This is a genomic window from Streptomyces sp. NRRL F-5122 (assembly GCF_001507435.1).
Classification (GTDB): domain Bacteria; phylum Actinomycetota; class Actinomycetes; order Streptomycetales; family Streptomycetaceae; genus Streptomyces; species Streptomyces lannensis.
The window spans coordinates 186,925-203,301 of sequence record NZ_LMWH01000302.1; the positions used below are offsets into that span (position 1 = coordinate 186,925).

The following is a 16,377-nucleotide window of genomic DNA, read 5'->3' on the forward strand; positions in this document are numbered from 1 at the left end:
GTGGGCGGCCGTGCGGGCCCTCAGTGATGGAAACTCGTGGCCTTCTGCTTGTCGCGGGTCCATGGGTGGGGCTGCCGCCGCAGTGCCGGAAGCACCCGGTCGAGGTCCTCGAGGAACAGGGCGGCGAGGTCCGTCGAGAAGCCGTTGCGGCACACGATCCGCAGCACGCACAGGTCCTCGCGATTGGCCGGGAACGTGTACGCGGGGACCAGCCAGCCGAACTCGCGCATGCGCCGGGACACGTCGAAGACGTCGTACGCCTGCACATCCGGTGCGGTGGTGAAGGCGAAGACCGGCAACTGGTCCCCGCGGGTGAGCAGTTCGAAGTCGCCCAGCGCCTCGATGCGGTGGGCGAGCCCCTGCGCCACGGTCCGCGCGGCCTGCTGGACCGCGCGGTAGCCGTCCTTGCCGAGCCGCAGGAACGTGTAGTACTGCGCCACGACCTGGGCGCCGGGCCGGGAGAAGTTGAGCGCGAAGGTCGGCATGTCGCCGCCCAGATAGTTGACCCGGAAGACCAGTTCCTCGGGGAGGGCCTCCTGGTCCCGCCACAGCGCCCAGCCCACACCCGGATAGACGAGGCCGTACTTGTGGCCGGAGGTGTTGATCGACGCGACCCGCGGCAGCCGGAAGTCCCACACCAGGTCCGGGTCGAGGAAGGGCGCGATCATGCCCCCGGACGCGCCGTCGACGTGCACGGGGATGTCCAGGCCCGTGCGCTCCTGAAGGTCGTCCAGGGCCGCGCACAGCTCGGCGATCGGCTCGTAGGATCCGTCGAAGGTGGATCCGAGGATGCCCACGACGCCGATCGTGTTCTCGTCGCACAGGTCGACGGCCGCCTGCGGGTCCAGATGGAACCGGTCGCCCTCCATGGGCACCTGGCGCGCCTCGACCTCCCAGAAGTTGCAGAACTTGTCCCAGCAGACCTGTACGTTCACGCCCATGACCAGGTTGGGGCGGGCGTCCGCGGACGGGTAGCGGTTCGCGTTGCGCCGGGCCCAGCGCCGCTTCAGCGCCATTCCGGCGAGCATGCAGGCCTCACTGGAGCCGGTCGTCGAACAGCCCACCGCGGACTCCGGGTCCGGTGCGTTCCACAGATGGGCGAGCATGGCCACACAGCGGCGCTCCAGCTCCGCCGTGCGCGGGTACTCGTCCTTGTCGATCATGTTCTTGTCGCGGCACTCCGACATCAGCCGGTCGGCCTGGTCCTCCATCCACGTGCTGACGAACGTGGCGAGATTGAGCCGGGAGTTTCCGTCCAGCATCAGTTCGTCGTGGACCAGTTGATACGCGACCGAGGGCGGCATCGGCCCGTCGGGCAGCCGGTGCTTGGGCGGCGCCTGGTTCATCTCGACGACCGGGTTGGCCTCCCCGAAGAAGGGGTTCATCGACATGGGGCGCTCTTCGGGCTTCCCCGGGCCGGTGTGGAGCGGCATCGTGTCTCGTCTCCCATCACGTCGGTGCAGTACACGTGCGATTCCTGCGGAATCCGGCCGTCCGGATCACCCGATCCGGACGTCCTGATGGTTCATCGGGCCTGCGGGGCCGCCGGTTCACCGGCCGCCGGCGTATCACCCGTTCGCCCGGCTCCGGCCCCTCGACTGCTCTGTGCCGGCCGCTCCGGGCCCCTCGCTCCCTGTGTCCTCCTCCCGCTGCTCCATGGGTTCCCCGCCGCCCGCCGACTCATGGATGCCCCGCCGCCCCGGGATGTGCTCCTTCCCGGTTCACCGGACGGCGGCTGCGTCCAGCCGAATCCGGGAGCGCCGGGCGTCCTGCTCGCGATCACCCGGCGGCGCCGGCCGAGCTCGCTGACTGCGGCGGGGTCGTCATGGTGAGCGGCGTCGCGGGGCCGGGGCACGCGTGCCTGACACGCGGCCGGTCCCACGAGCGCACCGGTAGCGGTGAGCACGACGAGCAGCCGGACCGCGCAATAGCGGCCGATCCCATCCAGCCCATCGGGCAGGGTCGGCCACAGGACGTGTCGGTCAGGGGGCGGCCAGGTACAGCAGACTGGCCCCCGGCGCCGACGACGAGCGCCAGGAGGGACCAGCGGCAGCAGCCGCCGCGCGGGGGTCGCCGGTCCGGCGGTCGCCCATTGCGCGGTGCCCTGAGCCACGGGCACACCCCAAGGGCGTGAATCGGGCAGAACGCCCCTGGTCCGCGGGCCGTCGCAGAGGGCGCCGCCACACCCGGGGGAACGGGCTTGCACCTCACGCGACGTGAGGACCCAGCCTGGAGCGCGTACCCAGAAGGGAGCGGAAGTGAGCTACTCGGTGGGCCAGGTCGCCGGATTCGCCGGCGTGACCGTGCGCACGCTTCACCACTACGACGAGATCGGCCTGCTCGTGCCCAGCGAGCGCACCCGCGCGGGCCATCGGCGTTACGGCGACGCGGACCTCGACCGGTTGCAGCAGATCCTGTTCTACCGGGAGCTCGGCTTCCCGCTCGAGGAGGTCGCCGCCCTGCTCGACGACCCGGACGCGGACCCGCGTGTGCATCTGCGCCGCCAGCACGAACTGCTGACCGCCCGGATCGAGAGACTGCAGAGGATGGCGGCGGCCGTGGAGCACGCCATGGAGGCACGCGCGATGGGCATCAACCTCACGCCCGAGGAGAAGTTCGAGGTCTTCGGGGACAAGGACCCCGAGGCACACGCCGAGGAGGCCGAGCGCCGCTGGGGCGGCACCGAGCAGTACGCGGAGTCGCAGCGACGCGTCGCCCGCTACACCAAGGACGACTGGAAGCGCATGCAGGCGGAAGTGGCCTCCTGGGGTGAGCGTTACGTCGCCCTGATGGCCGAAGGAGAGGATCCGTCCGGCGAGCGCGCCATGGACATGGCCGAGGAGCACCGGCAGCACATCAGCAAGTGGTTCTACGAGTGCTCCTACGACATCCACCGCGGGCTCGGCGAGATGTACGTCTCCGACGAGCGGTTCAAGGAGTTCTACGACTCCATGCGGCCGGGCCTCGCCGAGCATCTGAGGGACGCGATCACGGCCAACGCGGCCCGCCACGCCTGACGGGCACCCGGCCCGGGGCGGCCCGCCTCCGGCCGGGAGCGCCGCCGTCGCGGAACCGGCGCCGTGCCCCGGGTGCCCGTGGCCACCACCCGTGTGCCCCGGCCGCGCACCGTGCGCGTGCCGGGGCCACCGGTGGAACCTGGTGCGGAAACCGTGCGTTGATAGCTTTGTGCGGCCACCGTCGTGCAGGCCGCCCCCAGGACGCCGCACTTCCTCTCACATCAGGAGCCCGGAACCGTGACGACGCTTGCCCTCGGACCGAGCTGGCTGGATCCGAACACCCTGCTGGACAACTTCGGCATATGGGGACTGCTCCTCGTGGTCTTCGCCGAGTCGGGCCTGCTCATCGGGTTCTTCCTGCCGGGTGACTCGCTGCTGTTCACGTGCGGACTGCTGATCACCTCGAACCAGCTGGACTTCCCGCTGTGGGCGGCCATCGTCCTGATCTGCGTCGCCGCGATCCTGGGCGACCAGGCGGGCTACATGTTCGGCAAGAAGGTCGGACCCTCGCTCTTCAACCGGCCGGACTCCCGCCTCTTCAAGCAGGAGAACGTCACCAAGGCCAACGAGTTCTTCGAGAAGTACGGCCCCAAGTCCCTGGTCCTGGCGCGCTTCGTACCGGTCGTGCGCACGTTCACGCCGATCATCGCCGGCGTCAGCGGCATGAAGTACCGCTCGTTCCTGACCTTCAACGTCATCGGCGGCGTCCTGTGGGGTGCGGGCGTCACCCTGCTGGGCTCCTGGCTGGGCAAGATCGACTTCGTCAAGAACAACATCGAGGCGATCCTGATCCTGATCGTCCTCGTCTCGGTGGTCCCGATCGCCATCGAGTTCCTGCGCGCCCGCTCCAAGGCCAGGAAGAACCCGAACCCGGACCAGCCGGAGACGCCGGCCTGGCAGCAGCCGGTGCAGGGCGTGCAGCAGCAGCCGGTCATGGACGACGCGACCACCCGGCTGCGCCCCGTCGCTCCGGCCTACCAGGACCGCGGCCAGTACCCGCCCTACGCCGACCGGAGCCGGGCCCACCAGCGGAACCAGCAGCCGTACGACCAGAACCAGGGCCACGACCCGTATCAGGGCCACGACGCGTACCAGGGCCACGACGCGTACCAGGGCCACGACGCGTACCAGGGCCACCCGAACCATGGCCATGACGCGTATCAGGGCCACCCGGGCCAGGGTCACCCGGACCGCGGCTACGACGGACACCAGGGCTACGACCCGGCTCCGGGCCATGACGTGCACCAGGGTTACGACCAGAACCAGAACCAGAACCAGGGCCGTCCGTACGCCCAGCAGTCCCCGCACCAGGGCCGTGGGCCGCAGCAGCAGCCGTACGACACCGACCCGACGTACGGGCAGCAGCAGCCCCAGCAGTACCCCTACGGCCAGGGCTACCCGCAGAACTGACCCGCGCGTGTGCTCCCGGGGGACCGTCCGGCACGGCTCCCCCGGTTCAGAATCCGCGCGTCCGCTTGGCCGCCCGCCGTCCCCTGGCGGAGCCCACGCGCAGGAAGAGCCGTGAGATCTCCGACCCCAGGTTCACGCCGATCGCGATGGCCATGGCGAGCGAGGCGGCCTTGGCCAGCGAGACCAGCCCCTTGTCCAGGTTGTTCTGGGCGATCGACAGCAGCCCGAAGTACGTCGCGGAACCGGGCAGCAGCGGCCCGATCGCCGCGGTCGTGTACGGCAGCGCGGACGCGAACCGGTAGCGCGAGAGCAACTGCCCGAACAGGCCCACCAGACCCGCGGCCACGGCGGTGGAGGCGACCGGCGAGAGCCCGCCCGGATAGTGCATGGCCCCGTACACGGTCCAGGCCACACCCCCGTTGAGGGTCACCCAGAGCACGGTGGACCGCTCCTGCTGGAGCAGCACGGCGAAGGTCAGGGACAGCAGCATGGACGCGCCGATCTGGACGACCGGCCGCTGGGAGAGGTTGAGGGCCGCGTCCGGATTCAGCTGGGCGCCCAGCTTCACGCCGAAGTACAGGATCACCAGGACGCCGATGACGATGCCCACGAAGAAGTACATGACCTCCAGCAGGCGCGCCGCCGCGGTGATGTAGAAGCCGGTCAGTCCGTCCTGGACGCCCGCCACGAGCGCCCGCCCGGGCAGCAGCGCGAACAGACCACCGGTGATCACCGCGGAGGCCTTCACGTCCACCTGGGCGACCGTGAGCGCGACACCGATCGCGGCCGGGGGCATCGCGGCCACCGTGAACTGGTAGAACTCCGGCAGCCCGCGCCCCGCGCACAACCAGGCCAGCCGGTCGCCGAGCATCGCACCCAGCGCGGCCGCGATGAACACGATCGCATCACCGCCGACCAGCACGGAGGCCGCACCGGCGAGCAGCCCGCTCGCCCCGGTCAGCGCCCAGCCGGGGTAGGGGTGCCGATTGCGGCGGATCTCGGCGAGCCGCCGGTAGGCCTCCTCCAGGGAGACCGCCGTCTCGGGGTCGCTGAGGTCGTCCACGAGCCGGAACACGGCCGCGAGACGCGTGTAGTCGGTGCCGCGGCGGCGGACGGTCCGGGAAGCCGTCACGGGGTCGTCGACCAGGGACGGCTGATACGTGATCGACAGCAGTGTGAAGGTGGCGGTGGGCTCGCAGCGGTCCAGGCCGTAGGACCGGCAGACCGCGAACATGGCCGCCTCCACGTCCTCGGCGCCCTCGCCGCCCGCGAGCAGCAGTTCGCCGATACGGAGCGTCAGGTCGAGCACACGCGGCACGGCGGGCCCCGACTCGTCGTCCTTGTGCACCGGCTCCGGGGCGGGCCGCTCGGTCACCGGCATGCGCAGCATCGTGCGCATCCGGTCCTGCCAGGGCGCCTCCTTGGTCAGCCGGACCGCGGGGATCCCGGAGGGCGGTGTGAACGCGGGCGGGGCCTGCCCCGAGGTGTACGTGCTCGGCCGGCTGAAGGCCGACCCCTCCGGTTCGGCGAGCGGCTGCGGGGTCTCCATGCCCTTCGGCAGGGCGAACTCCGATGTCGTCTCCGGCTCCGCACCGGTCGCGTGCGGCACATCGAGGCCCACGGGGACGGCGAACTCGGAGGTCGTGGACGAGTCGGTGACGGTCGGGGGCGGCGTGCGCAGGCCCTCGGGAAGGGAGAATCCGGATGTCGAGGACGGGTCGTCCTCACCGCCGCGCCCGACGGGTGCGAACGTGCTCCTCGCCTGGTCCGACCGCGGTTTGCGGTCCTCCGCGTCCGGCTCCGCCACCAGTTTCCGTCCCGCCTTTCGTGGTCGTGCTTTCCCTGCTTACCGGCTTACGCCTCAGTATGCGCACGAACGCGAACGGGCCGCGCCACCCCCAACGGGGTCACGCGGCCCGCAGGACGGCAGCGGGGGTCAGTGACCGCCCTGCTCCTTCAAGCGCTTGTACGAGCGTTCGATCTCGGCCTCCGCGTCCGCGCGGCCCACCCAGTTGGCGCCCTCGACGGACTTGCCGGGCTCCAGGTCCTTGTAGACCTCGAAGAAGTGCTGGATCTCCAGGCGGTCGAACTCGGACACGTGGTGGATGTCCCTCAGGTGCTCCACGCGCGGGTCGGAAGCCGGCACGCACAGCAGCTTGTCGTCGCCGCCGGCCTCGTCCGTCATACGGAACATGCCGATGGCGCGGCACTTGATGAGACAGCCGGGGAAGGTCGGCTCCTCCAGGATGACCAGGGCGTCCAGCGGGTCCCCGTCCTCGCCGAGGGTGTTCTCGACGAAGCCGTAGTCGGCCGGGTAGCTGGTCGAGGTGAAGAGTCGACGGTCCAGGCGGATCCGACCGGTCTCGTGGTCCACCTCGTACTTGTTCCGCGAACCCTTCGGGATCTCGATCGTGACGTCGAACTCCACCGGTGGCTCCTCCATGATCAACACATAGTTCTGGTGGTTAAGTGTCCCTCACGCAGGTGTGTGATCGCGAAAGGGGCTGGTGGTCGTGCCGGAGCTGAGGGCCTGGCGGGCCGCGCGACCGCGTGTGGCGCGGGTAGCGCGTGCCGTGAAACCGCGTATCGCGCGCGTGGCCAGGACCGTGAGACCCCGTGCGCGGCGGATCACCGAGGCCGCGAGACCGCGCGTGACGCGGATCACCCGGGTGGTGACACCGCGTTCCGGAGGCCTCACCACCCCGCAGGTGACGGCGATCGCCGTCACCCTGGGCCTGGCGCTCGCGGTCTGGACCGCGACCGCTGCCGGTCCCTGGGACTCCTCGGGTCAGCGTACGGCCGAGCGCGACCGGGCCGCAGCGTGGGACCGCGAGGGTGGCACAGATCACGGGGGCCGTACCGGGCGGGCGGCCGACGCCCCTGTCGCCGCTCCCAGCGCCGCGCCCGTTCTGGCCGGAGTCGGCGCCGCCACCACCAAGTCCGCGCCGCTCGGACAGCCCCTGAACGTCGTCCTGGACAAACTGCTCGACGACGGTTCCCTCGGCCCGAGGCGCACCGCGGCCGTCGTCGACGTGGCCACCGGCAGACACCTGTACGACAAGGGTGCCGATCAGGCGCTTACCCCCGCCTCCACCACGAAGATCGCCACGGCCGTCGCCGTGCTCTCCGCGGCCGGCACCGACCACCGCCTCACCACACGCACCGTGCTCGAGCCCGGCACCGACAAGGTGGTGCTGGTGGGCGGCGGCGACCCGACCCTGACCGCCCGCAAGAAGACCGACGGCTGGGCCGGTCTGCGCACCCTCGCCGACCGGACCGCCGCGGCGCTCAAGAAGCGCCACCTGTCCTCGGTGACCCTCTCGTACGACACCTCGCTGTTCGCCGGTGAGGTGCTGCACCCGATCGGCGTCAACCCCAATCTCGCGCCCGTCACCGCCCTGATGGTCGACGAGGGCCGCACGGACGGCTCCACCAGCGGGCCGGCCCCGCGCAGCGGGGACCCGGCGGCCGACGCGGATCGGACGTTCGGGGACCTGCTGCACGAGCGCGGTATCCGCACCTCGGCCCCCGGCGCCTCCGGCGCGAAGGCCTCGGCCCGCGCGCAGACCCTCGCCTCGGTCCAGTCCCCTCCGCTGTCCGCCGTGGTCGAGCGGATGCTGACCAACAGCGACAACGACATCGCCGAGGCCCTCGCCCGGCAGACCGCCGTCGCCACCGGCGGGCAGCCGAGCTTCGCCGGGGGCGCGGCCGCCGTCGCCGACCGGCTCCGCAAGCTCGGACTCCCGCTCGGCGGCGCGCAGTTCCACGACGGCAGCGGTCTCGACCGCGAGGACAAGCTCACCGCCGGCCTGCTGACGTCCCTGCTGGCGAGCGCCGGCTCACCGGCGCACCCCGAACTCCGACCGGTTCTGACGGGGCTGCCGGTGGCCGGGTTCACGGGCACCCTCAGCGATCGCTACGAGGAGGCGGCCGAACGCTCCGGCATCGGCGTCGTACGAGCCAAGACGGGCACCCTGACCGGCGTCAACACGCTCGCCGGGACGGTGGTCGACGCCGACGGGCGCCTGCTGGCGTTCGCGTTCCTGACGGACGGCTCGATGGACCAGACCTCGGCCAGAGCGGCACTTGACCGTACGGCGGCGGCACTGGCGGGCTGCGGCTGCCGTTGACAGCCGCGGCAGCGGCCCCAGGGGCCCGGATTCCGGGCCCCGACGGTGTCGCACCCTCTCCGCGCTCGCGCACGAGCACGTACCGTTGACGCATGACGAGCATCGGTGGTGCCCAGATGGTCGACTGGAATCTCGCGGTGGCGACCGCGACGCGGCTCGTACGGCCGGGCCCCGAAGTGAGCCGCGACGAGGCCCGGGCCGTCGTCGCGGAGTTGCGCCGGCACGCGAAGTCCTCGGAGGAGCATGTCCGGGGCTTTACCCGGATGGGCGAGGAGGGCGTGCACGACACCCCCGTGCTCGTCGTCGACCGCCCCGGCTGGGTCCGGGCGAACGTCGCCGGGTTCCGGGAGATCCTCAGGCCCCTGTTGGACAAGATGCAGGAGCGGCGCGGCAGCACGCCCGGCGGAGCCGTGCTCGGTGCCGTCGGCGGCAAGGTCACCGGCGTGGAGCTGGGCATGCTCCTGTCGTTCCTGTCCTCCCGGGTCCTCGGGCAGTACGAGACCTTCGCGCCCGCCACCCGCGAACTGCCCGCGGGTGACAACGGCGGCGGCCGCCTCCTGCTGGTCGCGCCGAACATCGTGCACGTTGAGCGCGAGCTGGACGTGCGCCCGCATGACTTCCGGCTCTGGGTCTGCCTGCACGAGGAGACGCACCGCACGCAGTTCACCGCGGTGCCCTGGCTGCGCGACCACCTGGAGGGCGAGATCCAGTCCTTCCTGGCGGAGACCGAGATCGACCCCATGACGGTCCTGGAGCGCATCAGGGAGGCGGCACAGTCGCTCGCCGGCGGCCGCCCCGAGGGCGAGGAGGACGACGACGGGCGCTCTTTCGTGGAGCTCGTCCAGACGCCCGCCCAGCGGGAGATCCTCGGCCGGCTGACCGCGGTGATGTCCCTCCTGGAGGGCCACGCCGACTTCGTGATGGACGGCGTCGGCCCCGATGTGGTCCCGTCCGTCGCGGAGATCCGCGAGAAGTTCCAGCAGCGCCGTGCCAAGGGCGCCTCCCGGCTCGACCTCGCCCTGCGCAAACTGCTGGGCCTGGACGCCAAACTCAGGCAGTACCGCGACGGCGAGCGGTTCGTGCGGGCGGTCGTCGAGCAGGTCGGCATGGACGGTTTCAACCGGGTGTGGACTTCCCCGAACACCCTCCCGACCAAGGCGGAGATCGCCAAACCGGCGGACTGGGTCGCGCGGGTGCACCGCAAGGCGGACTCGTGAGCCTCGCGCGAGCGTAGGGAAATGAATCAGGCCTTCGGCAGGTGAACGCCTCGCCAATCACCCGTCCGAGGGACCGTGGGGCATGGGTAGGCGTGCGATGCTCGGGGAACGGCCCGTTTCTGTCACCATTTACACACTCTGAGTGACCGGCTTCGGGTACACCCCCCGAAAACTTCAGAAGGGAACCGGACATGGGTCCCCATCCTGCGGTCGCGGCGATACGCCTGGCGGTGCGCCGCGTCCTCCACGACATCCTCACCGAGGCGTCCACCGAGCACACCAGGGCTCGGGTCCACGAGCGTCCGTTCGCGCCGCTCGTGCTCGTGGCGTGCTCGGGTGGCGCCGATTCCATGGCGCTCGCCTCCGCCCTGGCCTTCGAGGCGCCCAAACTCGGCATCCGCGCCGGCGGCATCACGGTCGACCACGGTCTGCAGCCCGGCTCCGACCTGCGCGCGGAGGAAGTCGCCCTGCGCATGCGCGAGCTCGGACTGGCCCCGATCGAGTCCATCGCCGTGAGCGTGGGCCGCGACGGCGGCCCCGAAGCAGCCGCCCGGGACGCGCGCTACGCCGCCCTCGACGCCGCGGCCGAGCGCCACGGCGCCGCCGCGATCCTTCTCGGACACACCCGCGACGACCAAGCCGAAACCGTCCTGCTCGGTCTCGCCCGCGGTTCCGGGATCCGCTCCCTGTCGGGAATGGCCGCGGTCTCGGGGGCCGGCGGCCGTTACCGCCGCCCCTTCCTGCATCTCGACCGGCACACCGCCCGCAAGGCCTGCATGGAGCAGTCGCTGCCCGTCTGGGACGACCCGCACAACACCGATCCGGCCTACACGCGCTCGCGGCTGCGCCACGAGGGCCTGCCCGCCCTCGAGAAGGCGCTCGGCAAGGGTGTCGTCGAGGCCCTCGCGCGTACGGCGCAGCTCTCCCGCGACGACGCCGACGCCCTCGACGCCTGGGCCAGCCAGGTGGAGACCTCCGTGCGCGACGCCTCGGGCCTCCTGGAATGCGCCAAGCTCTATGCGCTGCCCCCGGCCGTGCGCCGCCGGGTGCTGCGCCGCGCCGCCATCGAGGCGGGCGCGCCGGCCGGCTCGCTCTTCGCCCGTCACATCGAGGAAGTCGACCGCCTGATCACCGGCTGGCGGGGCCAGGGAGCCATCAATCTCCCGGGCAAAGTGGTCGCCCAGCGCCAGGGTGGCAGACTGGTGATTCGGCAAGGCTGAAATGGCGCCGCCTGCGGGAGGCGCCGGGTCGCACCTCCGGGAGGGGCCGGTCAGCCGGGCGAGCGAGCCGAAGGGCGCTCGCTGCCGAAGGGAGAGCGCGCTCAGGCCGCGCGGGGCGCAGCGGACATGCTGCCGCCGCGGGCGGACGAGCGGGTACGGCCGACCGCCGAGGGCGGCGCCGGCATCCCGGAGGCGAGCGGGCGACAAGTGCGGGACGACCGAAAGTGATGCGGGTGGACGCGAACGACATGGGTGCCGACCTCGAGAAGGTGCTCATCACCAAGGAAGAGATCGACGCGAAGCTGGTCGAGCTGGCCGCGAAGATCGACGCGGAGTACGCGGGCAAGGACCTGCTGATCGTCGGCGTCCTCAAGGGCGCGGTGATGGTCATGGCCGATCTGGCCCGGGCGCTGTCCACCCCCCTCACCATGGACTGGATGGCCGTGTCCTCCTACGGCGCGGGCACCCAGTCCTCCGGCGTCGTCCGGATCCTGAAGGACCTCGACACCGACATCAAGGGCAGGCACGTCCTGATCGTCGAGGACATCATCGACTCCGGCCTGACGCTGTCCTGGCTGATCTCCAACCTCGGCTCGCGCGAGCCCGCCTCCCTCAAGGTGTGCACGCTGCTGCGCAAGCCCGAGGCCGCCAAGGTCGCCATCGACGTCCAGTGGGTCGGCTTCGACATCCCGAACGAATTCGTCGTGGGCTACGGCCTCGACTACGCCGAGAAGTACCGCAACCTCCCGTTCGTCGGTACGCTCGCCCCCCACGTGTACGGCGGCTGACCCCTCGGGTTCGGCCGTGCTCCACGACGGCGGAACCCCCAGGTCCCGGCACTTTCGAGAGGCTCGGGAACCCCAGGGGGTGCTGCGGCGTTGGAGCATGCGTGGACGGTATGCCCGCAGTCCCCTGCGGCTTCGGGTGACAATCCTGGGGTACCGTCAGAAGAACTGTCTTTATCAAACTCACTATGGCAGGAGGGACGGGGCGGCTCCGCTCCGTATGGATGGACGTGAAGCGATACTTCCGTGGGCCGGTCATGTGGATCGTGCTGGCCGTCCTTGCCGTGGTCGTGTTGATGCAGGTCGTCGGCTCTTCCGGCGGCTACAAGACGGTGGACACCGGCCAGGTCGTGGCGGCGATCAATGACAACAGGGTCCAGTCGGCCAAGCTGACCACAGGCGACGAGCAGACCATCAAGGTCTCGCTCAAGGACGGCGTGAAGGTCGATGGCAGCTCGAAGATCCAGGCGAGCTACATCGGCGACCAGGGCGTGACCCTGGCCAACACCCTGCAGGACAAGTTCCAGAACAAGCAGATCCCGGACGGCTACACGGTCGCGCCGTCCAAGCAGAACCCGTTCGTCGGGATCCTGCTCTCCCTGCTGCCCTTCGTCCTCATCGTGGTCGTCTTCCTGTTCCTGATGAACCAGATGCAGGGCGGCGGCTCCCGGGTCATGAACTTCGGGAAGTCCAAGGCGAAACTCATCACCAAGGACACCCCGAAGACGACCTTCTCGGACGTCGCGGGTGCGGACGAGGCCGTCGAGGAACTCCAGGAGATCAAGGAGTTCCTGCAGGAGCCGGCCAAGTTCCAGGCCGTCGGCGCCAAGATCCCCAAGGGTGTGCTGCTCTACGGTCCTCCCGGTACGGGCAAGACGCTGCTCGCGCGTGCCGTGGCCGGCGAGGCGGGCGTCCCCTTCTACTCGATCTCGGGTTCCGACTTCGTCGAGATGTTCGTCGGTGTCGGTGCCTCCCGAGTCCGTGACCTGTTCGAGCAGGCCAAGGCGAACGCCCCGGCGATCGTCTTCGTCGACGAGATCGACGCGGTCGGCCGTCATCGCGGCGCCGGCCTCGGCGGCGGTCACGACGAGCGCGAGCAGACCCTGAACCAGCTGCTCGTCGAGATGGACGGCTTCGACGTGAAGGGCGGCGTGATCCTCATCGCCGCCACGAACCGCCCCGACATCCTCGACCCGGCCCTTCTGCGGCCCGGCCGCTTCGACCGCCAGATCGCGGTCGACCGCCCGGACATGCAGGGCCGTCTGGAGATCCTCAAGGTCCACCAGAAGGGCAAGCCGGTCGCTCCGGACGTCGACCTGTCGGCCGTCGCCCGCCGCACGCCGGGCTTCACCGGTGCGGACCTGTCGAACGTGCTGAACGAGGCGGCGCTGCTCACGGCCCGCAGCGACCGCAAGCTCATCGACAACCAGATGCTGGACGAGGCGATCGACCGTGTGGTCGCGGGCCCGCAGAAGCGGACCCGGATCATGTCGGACAAGGAGAAGAAGATCACGGCGTACCACGAGGGCGGTCATGCCCTGGTCGCCGCGGCCTCGCCGAACTCCGACCCGGTCCACAAGATCACGATCTTGTCGCGCGGCCGTGCCCTCGGCTACACGATGGTGCTCCCGGACGAGGACAAGTACTCCACGACCCGCAACGAGATGCTGGACCAGCTGGCCTACATGCTGGGCGGCCGCGCGGCCGAGGAGCTCGTCTTCCACGACCCGACGACGGGTGCCGCGAACGACATCGAGAAGGCCACGACGACGGCCCGGGCGATGGTCACGCAGTACGGCATGACCGAGCGCCTCGGCGCGATCAAGTTCGGCGGGGACAACACCGAGCCGTTCCTCGGACGTGAGATGGCTCACCAGCGCGACTACTCGGAAGAGGTCGCCGCGCTGGTGGACGAGGAAGTCAAGAAGCTCATCGAGAACGCGCACAACGAGGCCTGGGAGATCCTGGTCGAGAACCGCGACGTGCTCGACAACCTTGTTCTGGCCCTTCTGGAGAAGGAGACGCTGGGCAAGGAGGAGATCGCCGAGATCTTCGCCCCCATCGTCAAGCGCCCGCCGCGGCCCGCGTGGACCGGTTCCTCGCGTCGCACTCCGTCCACCCGCCCGCCGGTGCTCTCCCCCAAGGAGCTCGCACTGACGAACGGGGCGAACGGCGCGACCCCGGCGATCGCCAACGTGACGGAGTCCGTCTCCACGGAGAAGGCTCCGGAGGACCGCCGGGAGAGCTGAGGCACCGCCTTCCCGAGGGCCTCACCGAGGCCCGGAATTTCGACCGCGCCCCCCAGGGTTCTAGCCTGGGGGGCGCGGCATTTCCATGGAGCCGCACATGAGACGCGTGATCCGTGCGCGTCACAGGCGCAGGAACGAGGCACCAGATGACCGACCCGGTGACGCTGGACGGCGAAGGCACGATCGGCGAGTTCGACGAGAAGCGTGCGGAGAACGCCGTACGGGAACTGCTCATCGCCGTCGGGGAGGACCCGGACCGGGAAGGGCTCCGCGAGACCCCGGGGCGGGTGGCGCGGGCGTACCGGGAGATATTCGGGGGGCTGTGGCAGAAGCCCGAGGACGTCCTGACGACGACGTTCGACCTCGGTCACGACGAGATGGTGCTCGTGAAGGACATCGAGGTGTTCTCGACCTGTGAGCACCACCTGGTGCCGTTCAGGGGCGTCGCCCACGTCGGCTACATCCCCGCCACGAGCGGCAAGATCACGGGGCTTTCGAAGCTCGCCCGGCTCGTGGACGTCTTCGCGCGCCGGCCCCAGGTGCAGGAGCGGCTCACGACGCAGATCGCCGACTCGCTGATGGAGATACTCGAGCCGCGCGGTGTGATCGTCGTGGTCGAGTGCGAGCACATGTGCATGTCGATGCGGGGCATCCGCAAGCCCGGCGCGAAGACGCTGACCTCCGCCGTGCGCGGTCAGTTGCGGGACGCCGCCACGCGCAACGAGGCGATGAGCCTCATCATGGCGCGCTGAGTCCCCTGCCCGGCACCGCCTAGGAGACCGGCGCCGTACCGTCGTTGTGCTCGTCGTCTTCCGGGAGCTTGCAGACGCGCTCCAGGAAGAAGGCCGCCGCTATGACGGCGACACCGGCCAGTACCGAGAACCCGGCGTAGATGGCCTGGTCCCGGCGGGTGGGGATGTCCAGGGATTCCAGGAGGAAGACGCCCGTGCCGCCGTACATGCCGGCGACCAGAGCGGCGACCAGGGCGCTGGCCTGTCCGAAGACGACGGCCCGGGCCGCCATCAGCGGATCGACGCCCTTGGCGCCGGGGCGACGCTCCCGCTGGGCCTTGAGGCGGGCGCGGAGCGAGAGCGCCGTGGCCATCAGGACCACGGCGATCAGGGCGAGGACGATGGGCGCGGCCAAGGGGACCTTGGGCAGCGTGCCCACCGAACTCCACAGGCGGGCACCCGCCCAGGAGAGCACTCCGGCCACCACGAACACCGCTGCCAGCGTCCTGATGCGCAGCTCTTTCACGATGCCCCTTCGTCGGCCCGAACGCCCGCCCCTCGGGACGGTGGTGGCGCGGGGAGGGATCCCCGGCCCGGTAGACCTTAACGACTACTCGGGCAGCCTGAGTTCCAGGTCGGCGCGGGCGGTGACACCTTCTCGGGTGACGGCCGTGAGCAGCTCCGCCACCGGGCCACGGCCGGGAAGCAGGGCCGCGGGGTCCAGGTCGTGCCACGGGGCGAGCACGAACGCACGCTCGTGGGCGCGCGGGTGCGGCAGCGTCAGCACCGGGTCCCCGGAGACGACCTCCGCGTAGGAGACGATGTCGACGTCGAGGGTGCGCGCACCCCAGCGCTCCTCCCGCACCCGGTGGAAGGCCTCCTCCACGGCGTGGGCACGCTCGAGGAGCGAGGACGGCGGCAGCGTGGTCTTCACGACGACCACCGCGTTGAAGTACGTCGGCTGGCTGCCCGGGTCCACGCCCCAGGGCTCCGTCTCGTACACGGGCGAGACCCCCTTGACGCGGACGCCCGGGGTGTCCTCGAGGGCGTCGATCGCGCCCTGGAGCGTCTCCAGGCGGTTGCCCAGGTTCGACCCCAGGGCGATCACCGCCCGCTTGGGGTTCTGCAGGGTGGTGTCGGCGGCGTCCACGCGCTCCACCACGGAGGCGGGCACCGGCTGGACGGTCGGGTCGCTCTGACCCCCGGTGAAGAAGGCGCTCATACTCGGCTCCGCGTGATGGTGACGGTCACATCGTCGAAGGGGACCGTGATCGGTGCGTCCGGTTTGTGGACGCAGACCTCGACCTCCCGGACCGGTGCGTGCTTGAGACAGGAGAAGGCGATGCGCTCGGCGAGCGTCTCGATCAGGTCGACGGGCTCCCCCTCCACCAGGGCGACGACCTCCTCCGCCACGACGCCGTAGTGCACGGTCTTCGTCAGGTCGTCGTCGGCCGCGGCGGGCCGCGTGTCCAGGCCCAGGACGAGGTCCACGATGAAGGTCTGGCCCTCCTCGCGTTCCTTGGGGAACACGCCGTGGTGCCCACGGGCCCTCAGGCCGCGCAGCGCGACACGATCCACGCGAATCACTCCTGCAATCGTCGACAGCGGCAGGCATTCA

14 protein-coding genes are annotated in these 16,377 nt (G+C 70.5%); 8 read left to right on the forward strand and 6 right to left on the reverse strand.

The annotated features are described in order from the left end of the window. Positions 1 to 20: 20 nt before the first annotated feature. Entirely contained in the window at positions 21 to 1,433 is a 1,413-nt protein-coding gene (locus tag ADL25_RS44350; protein WP_059133639.1) for a glutamate decarboxylase, read from the reverse strand. 825 nt (positions 1,434 to 2,258) lie between these two features. On the opposite strand from ADL25_RS44350, the gene ADL25_RS44355 reads away from it, so the two are divergent. Together ADL25_RS44355 and ADL25_RS44360 are read left to right on the forward strand one after the other, a co-directional pair. Continuing rightward, the gene (locus tag ADL25_RS44355; protein WP_059133640.1) at positions 2,259 to 3,017 is read left to right on the forward strand and encodes a MerR family transcriptional regulator; all 759 of its coding nucleotides are present in this window, start codon (positions 2,259 to 2,261) and stop codon (positions 3,015 to 3,017) included. 237 nt (positions 3,018 to 3,254) lie between these two features. Continuing rightward, positions 3,255 to 4,427, forward strand: a complete 1,173-nt coding sequence (locus ADL25_RS44360) for a DedA family protein (protein ID WP_059133641.1) — start codon at positions 3,255 to 3,257, stop codon at positions 4,425 to 4,427. Positions 4,428 to 4,473: 46 nt separating this feature from the next. On the opposite strand, the gene ADL25_RS44365 is transcribed toward ADL25_RS44360, so the two are convergent. Together ADL25_RS44365 and ADL25_RS44370 are read right to left on the reverse strand one after the other, a co-directional pair. Then, the gene (locus tag ADL25_RS44365; RefSeq protein WP_079051037.1) at positions 4,474 to 6,234 is read right to left on the reverse strand and encodes a threonine/serine ThrE exporter family protein; all 1,761 of its coding nucleotides are present in this window, start codon (positions 6,232 to 6,234) and stop codon (positions 4,474 to 4,476) included. Positions 6,235 to 6,363: 129 nt separating this feature from the next. Then, positions 6,364 to 6,855 (reverse strand): inorganic diphosphatase, encoded by a 492-nt coding sequence (locus tag ADL25_RS44370; RefSeq protein WP_059133642.1) that lies wholly within the window; start codon positions 6,853 to 6,855, stop codon positions 6,364 to 6,366. Positions 6,856 to 6,934: 79 nt separating this feature from the next. Here ADL25_RS44370 and dacB point away from each other — a divergent pair, with 79 nt between their 5' ends. The 6 genes from dacB to folE all read left to right on the forward strand — a co-directional run bounded on the left by dacB (position 6,935) and on the right by folE (position 14,780). Further along, positions 6,935 to 8,557 (forward strand): D-alanyl-D-alanine carboxypeptidase/D-alanyl-D-alanine-endopeptidase, encoded by a 1,623-nt coding sequence (dacB, locus tag ADL25_RS44375; RefSeq protein WP_059133643.1) that lies wholly within the window; start codon positions 6,935 to 6,937, stop codon positions 8,555 to 8,557. 92 nt (positions 8,558 to 8,649) lie between these two features. Further along, positions 8,650 to 9,774, forward strand: coding sequence for a zinc-dependent metalloprotease (locus ADL25_RS44380; protein ID WP_059133644.1), 1,125 nt, complete (start codon positions 8,650 to 8,652; stop codon positions 9,772 to 9,774). A gap of 191 nt (positions 9,775 to 9,965) precedes the next feature. Further along, positions 9,966 to 10,994, forward strand: coding sequence for a tRNA lysidine(34) synthetase TilS (gene tilS / locus ADL25_RS44385; protein WP_059133645.1), 1,029 nt, complete (start codon positions 9,966 to 9,968; stop codon positions 10,992 to 10,994). Between the two features lie 227 nt (positions 10,995 to 11,221). Next, the gene (gene hpt, locus ADL25_RS44390) at positions 11,222 to 11,782 is read left to right on the forward strand and encodes a hypoxanthine phosphoribosyltransferase (RefSeq protein ID WP_059133646.1); all 561 of its coding nucleotides are present in this window, start codon (positions 11,222 to 11,224) and stop codon (positions 11,780 to 11,782) included. A gap of 221 nt (positions 11,783 to 12,003) precedes the next feature. Then, positions 12,004 to 14,028 (forward strand): ATP-dependent zinc metalloprotease FtsH, encoded by a 2,025-nt coding sequence (ftsH, locus tag ADL25_RS44395; RefSeq protein WP_059133647.1) that lies wholly within the window; start codon positions 12,004 to 12,006, stop codon positions 14,026 to 14,028. A 146-nt stretch (positions 14,029 to 14,174) separates the two neighbouring features. Then, positions 14,175 to 14,780 (forward strand): GTP cyclohydrolase I FolE, encoded by a 606-nt coding sequence (folE, locus tag ADL25_RS44400; RefSeq protein ID WP_059133648.1) that lies wholly within the window; start codon positions 14,175 to 14,177, stop codon positions 14,778 to 14,780. Positions 14,781 to 14,799: 19 nt separating this feature from the next. Here folE and ADL25_RS44405 read toward each other — a convergent pair whose 3' ends face one another. The 3 genes from ADL25_RS44405 to folB all read right to left on the reverse strand — a co-directional run bounded on the left by ADL25_RS44405 (position 14,800) and on the right by folB (position 16,337). Continuing rightward, positions 14,800 to 15,285: a DUF3180 domain-containing protein gene (locus ADL25_RS44405; RefSeq protein WP_059133649.1), complete on the reverse strand. Its 486-nt coding sequence runs from the start codon at positions 15,283 to 15,285 to the stop codon at positions 14,800 to 14,802. 84 nt (positions 15,286 to 15,369) lie between these two features. Further along, positions 15,370 to 15,981, reverse strand: a complete 612-nt coding sequence (gene folK / locus ADL25_RS44410) for a 2-amino-4-hydroxy-6-hydroxymethyldihydropteridine diphosphokinase (protein WP_059133650.1) — start codon at positions 15,979 to 15,981, stop codon at positions 15,370 to 15,372. After that, on the reverse strand, positions 15,978 to 16,337 hold the full coding sequence (folB, locus tag ADL25_RS44415; protein ID WP_059133651.1) for a dihydroneopterin aldolase: 360 nt from the start codon (positions 16,335 to 16,337) through the stop codon (positions 15,978 to 15,980). The genes folK and folB overlap by 4 nt, the downstream gene beginning before the upstream one ends. Positions 16,338 to 16,377: the final 40 nt, after the last annotated feature.

Bases quoted from the DNA above. Each gene is read 5' to 3' on its own strand.
- tilS (WP_059133645.1), top strand. From the start codon at position 9,966: ATGGGTCCCCATCCTGCGGTCGCGGCGATACGCCTGGCGGTGCGCCGC.
- folK (WP_059133650.1), bottom strand. From the start codon at position 15,981: ATGAGCGCCTTCTTCACCGGGGGTCAGAGCGACCCGACCGTCCAGCCG.
- folE (WP_059133648.1), top strand. From the start codon at position 14,175: ATGACCGACCCGGTGACGCTGGACGGCGAAGGCACGATCGGCGAGTTC.
- ftsH (WP_059133647.1), top strand. From the start codon at position 12,004: ATGGACGTGAAGCGATACTTCCGTGGGCCGGTCATGTGGATCGTGCTG.
- ADL25_RS44380 (WP_059133644.1), top strand. From the start codon at position 8,650: ATGACGAGCATCGGTGGTGCCCAGATGGTCGACTGGAATCTCGCGGTG.
- hpt (WP_059133646.1), top strand. From the start codon at position 11,222: ATGCGGGTGGACGCGAACGACATGGGTGCCGACCTCGAGAAGGTGCTC.
- ADL25_RS44350 (WP_059133639.1), bottom strand. From the start codon at position 1,433: ATGCCGCTCCACACCGGCCCGGGGAAGCCCGAAGAGCGCCCCATGTCG.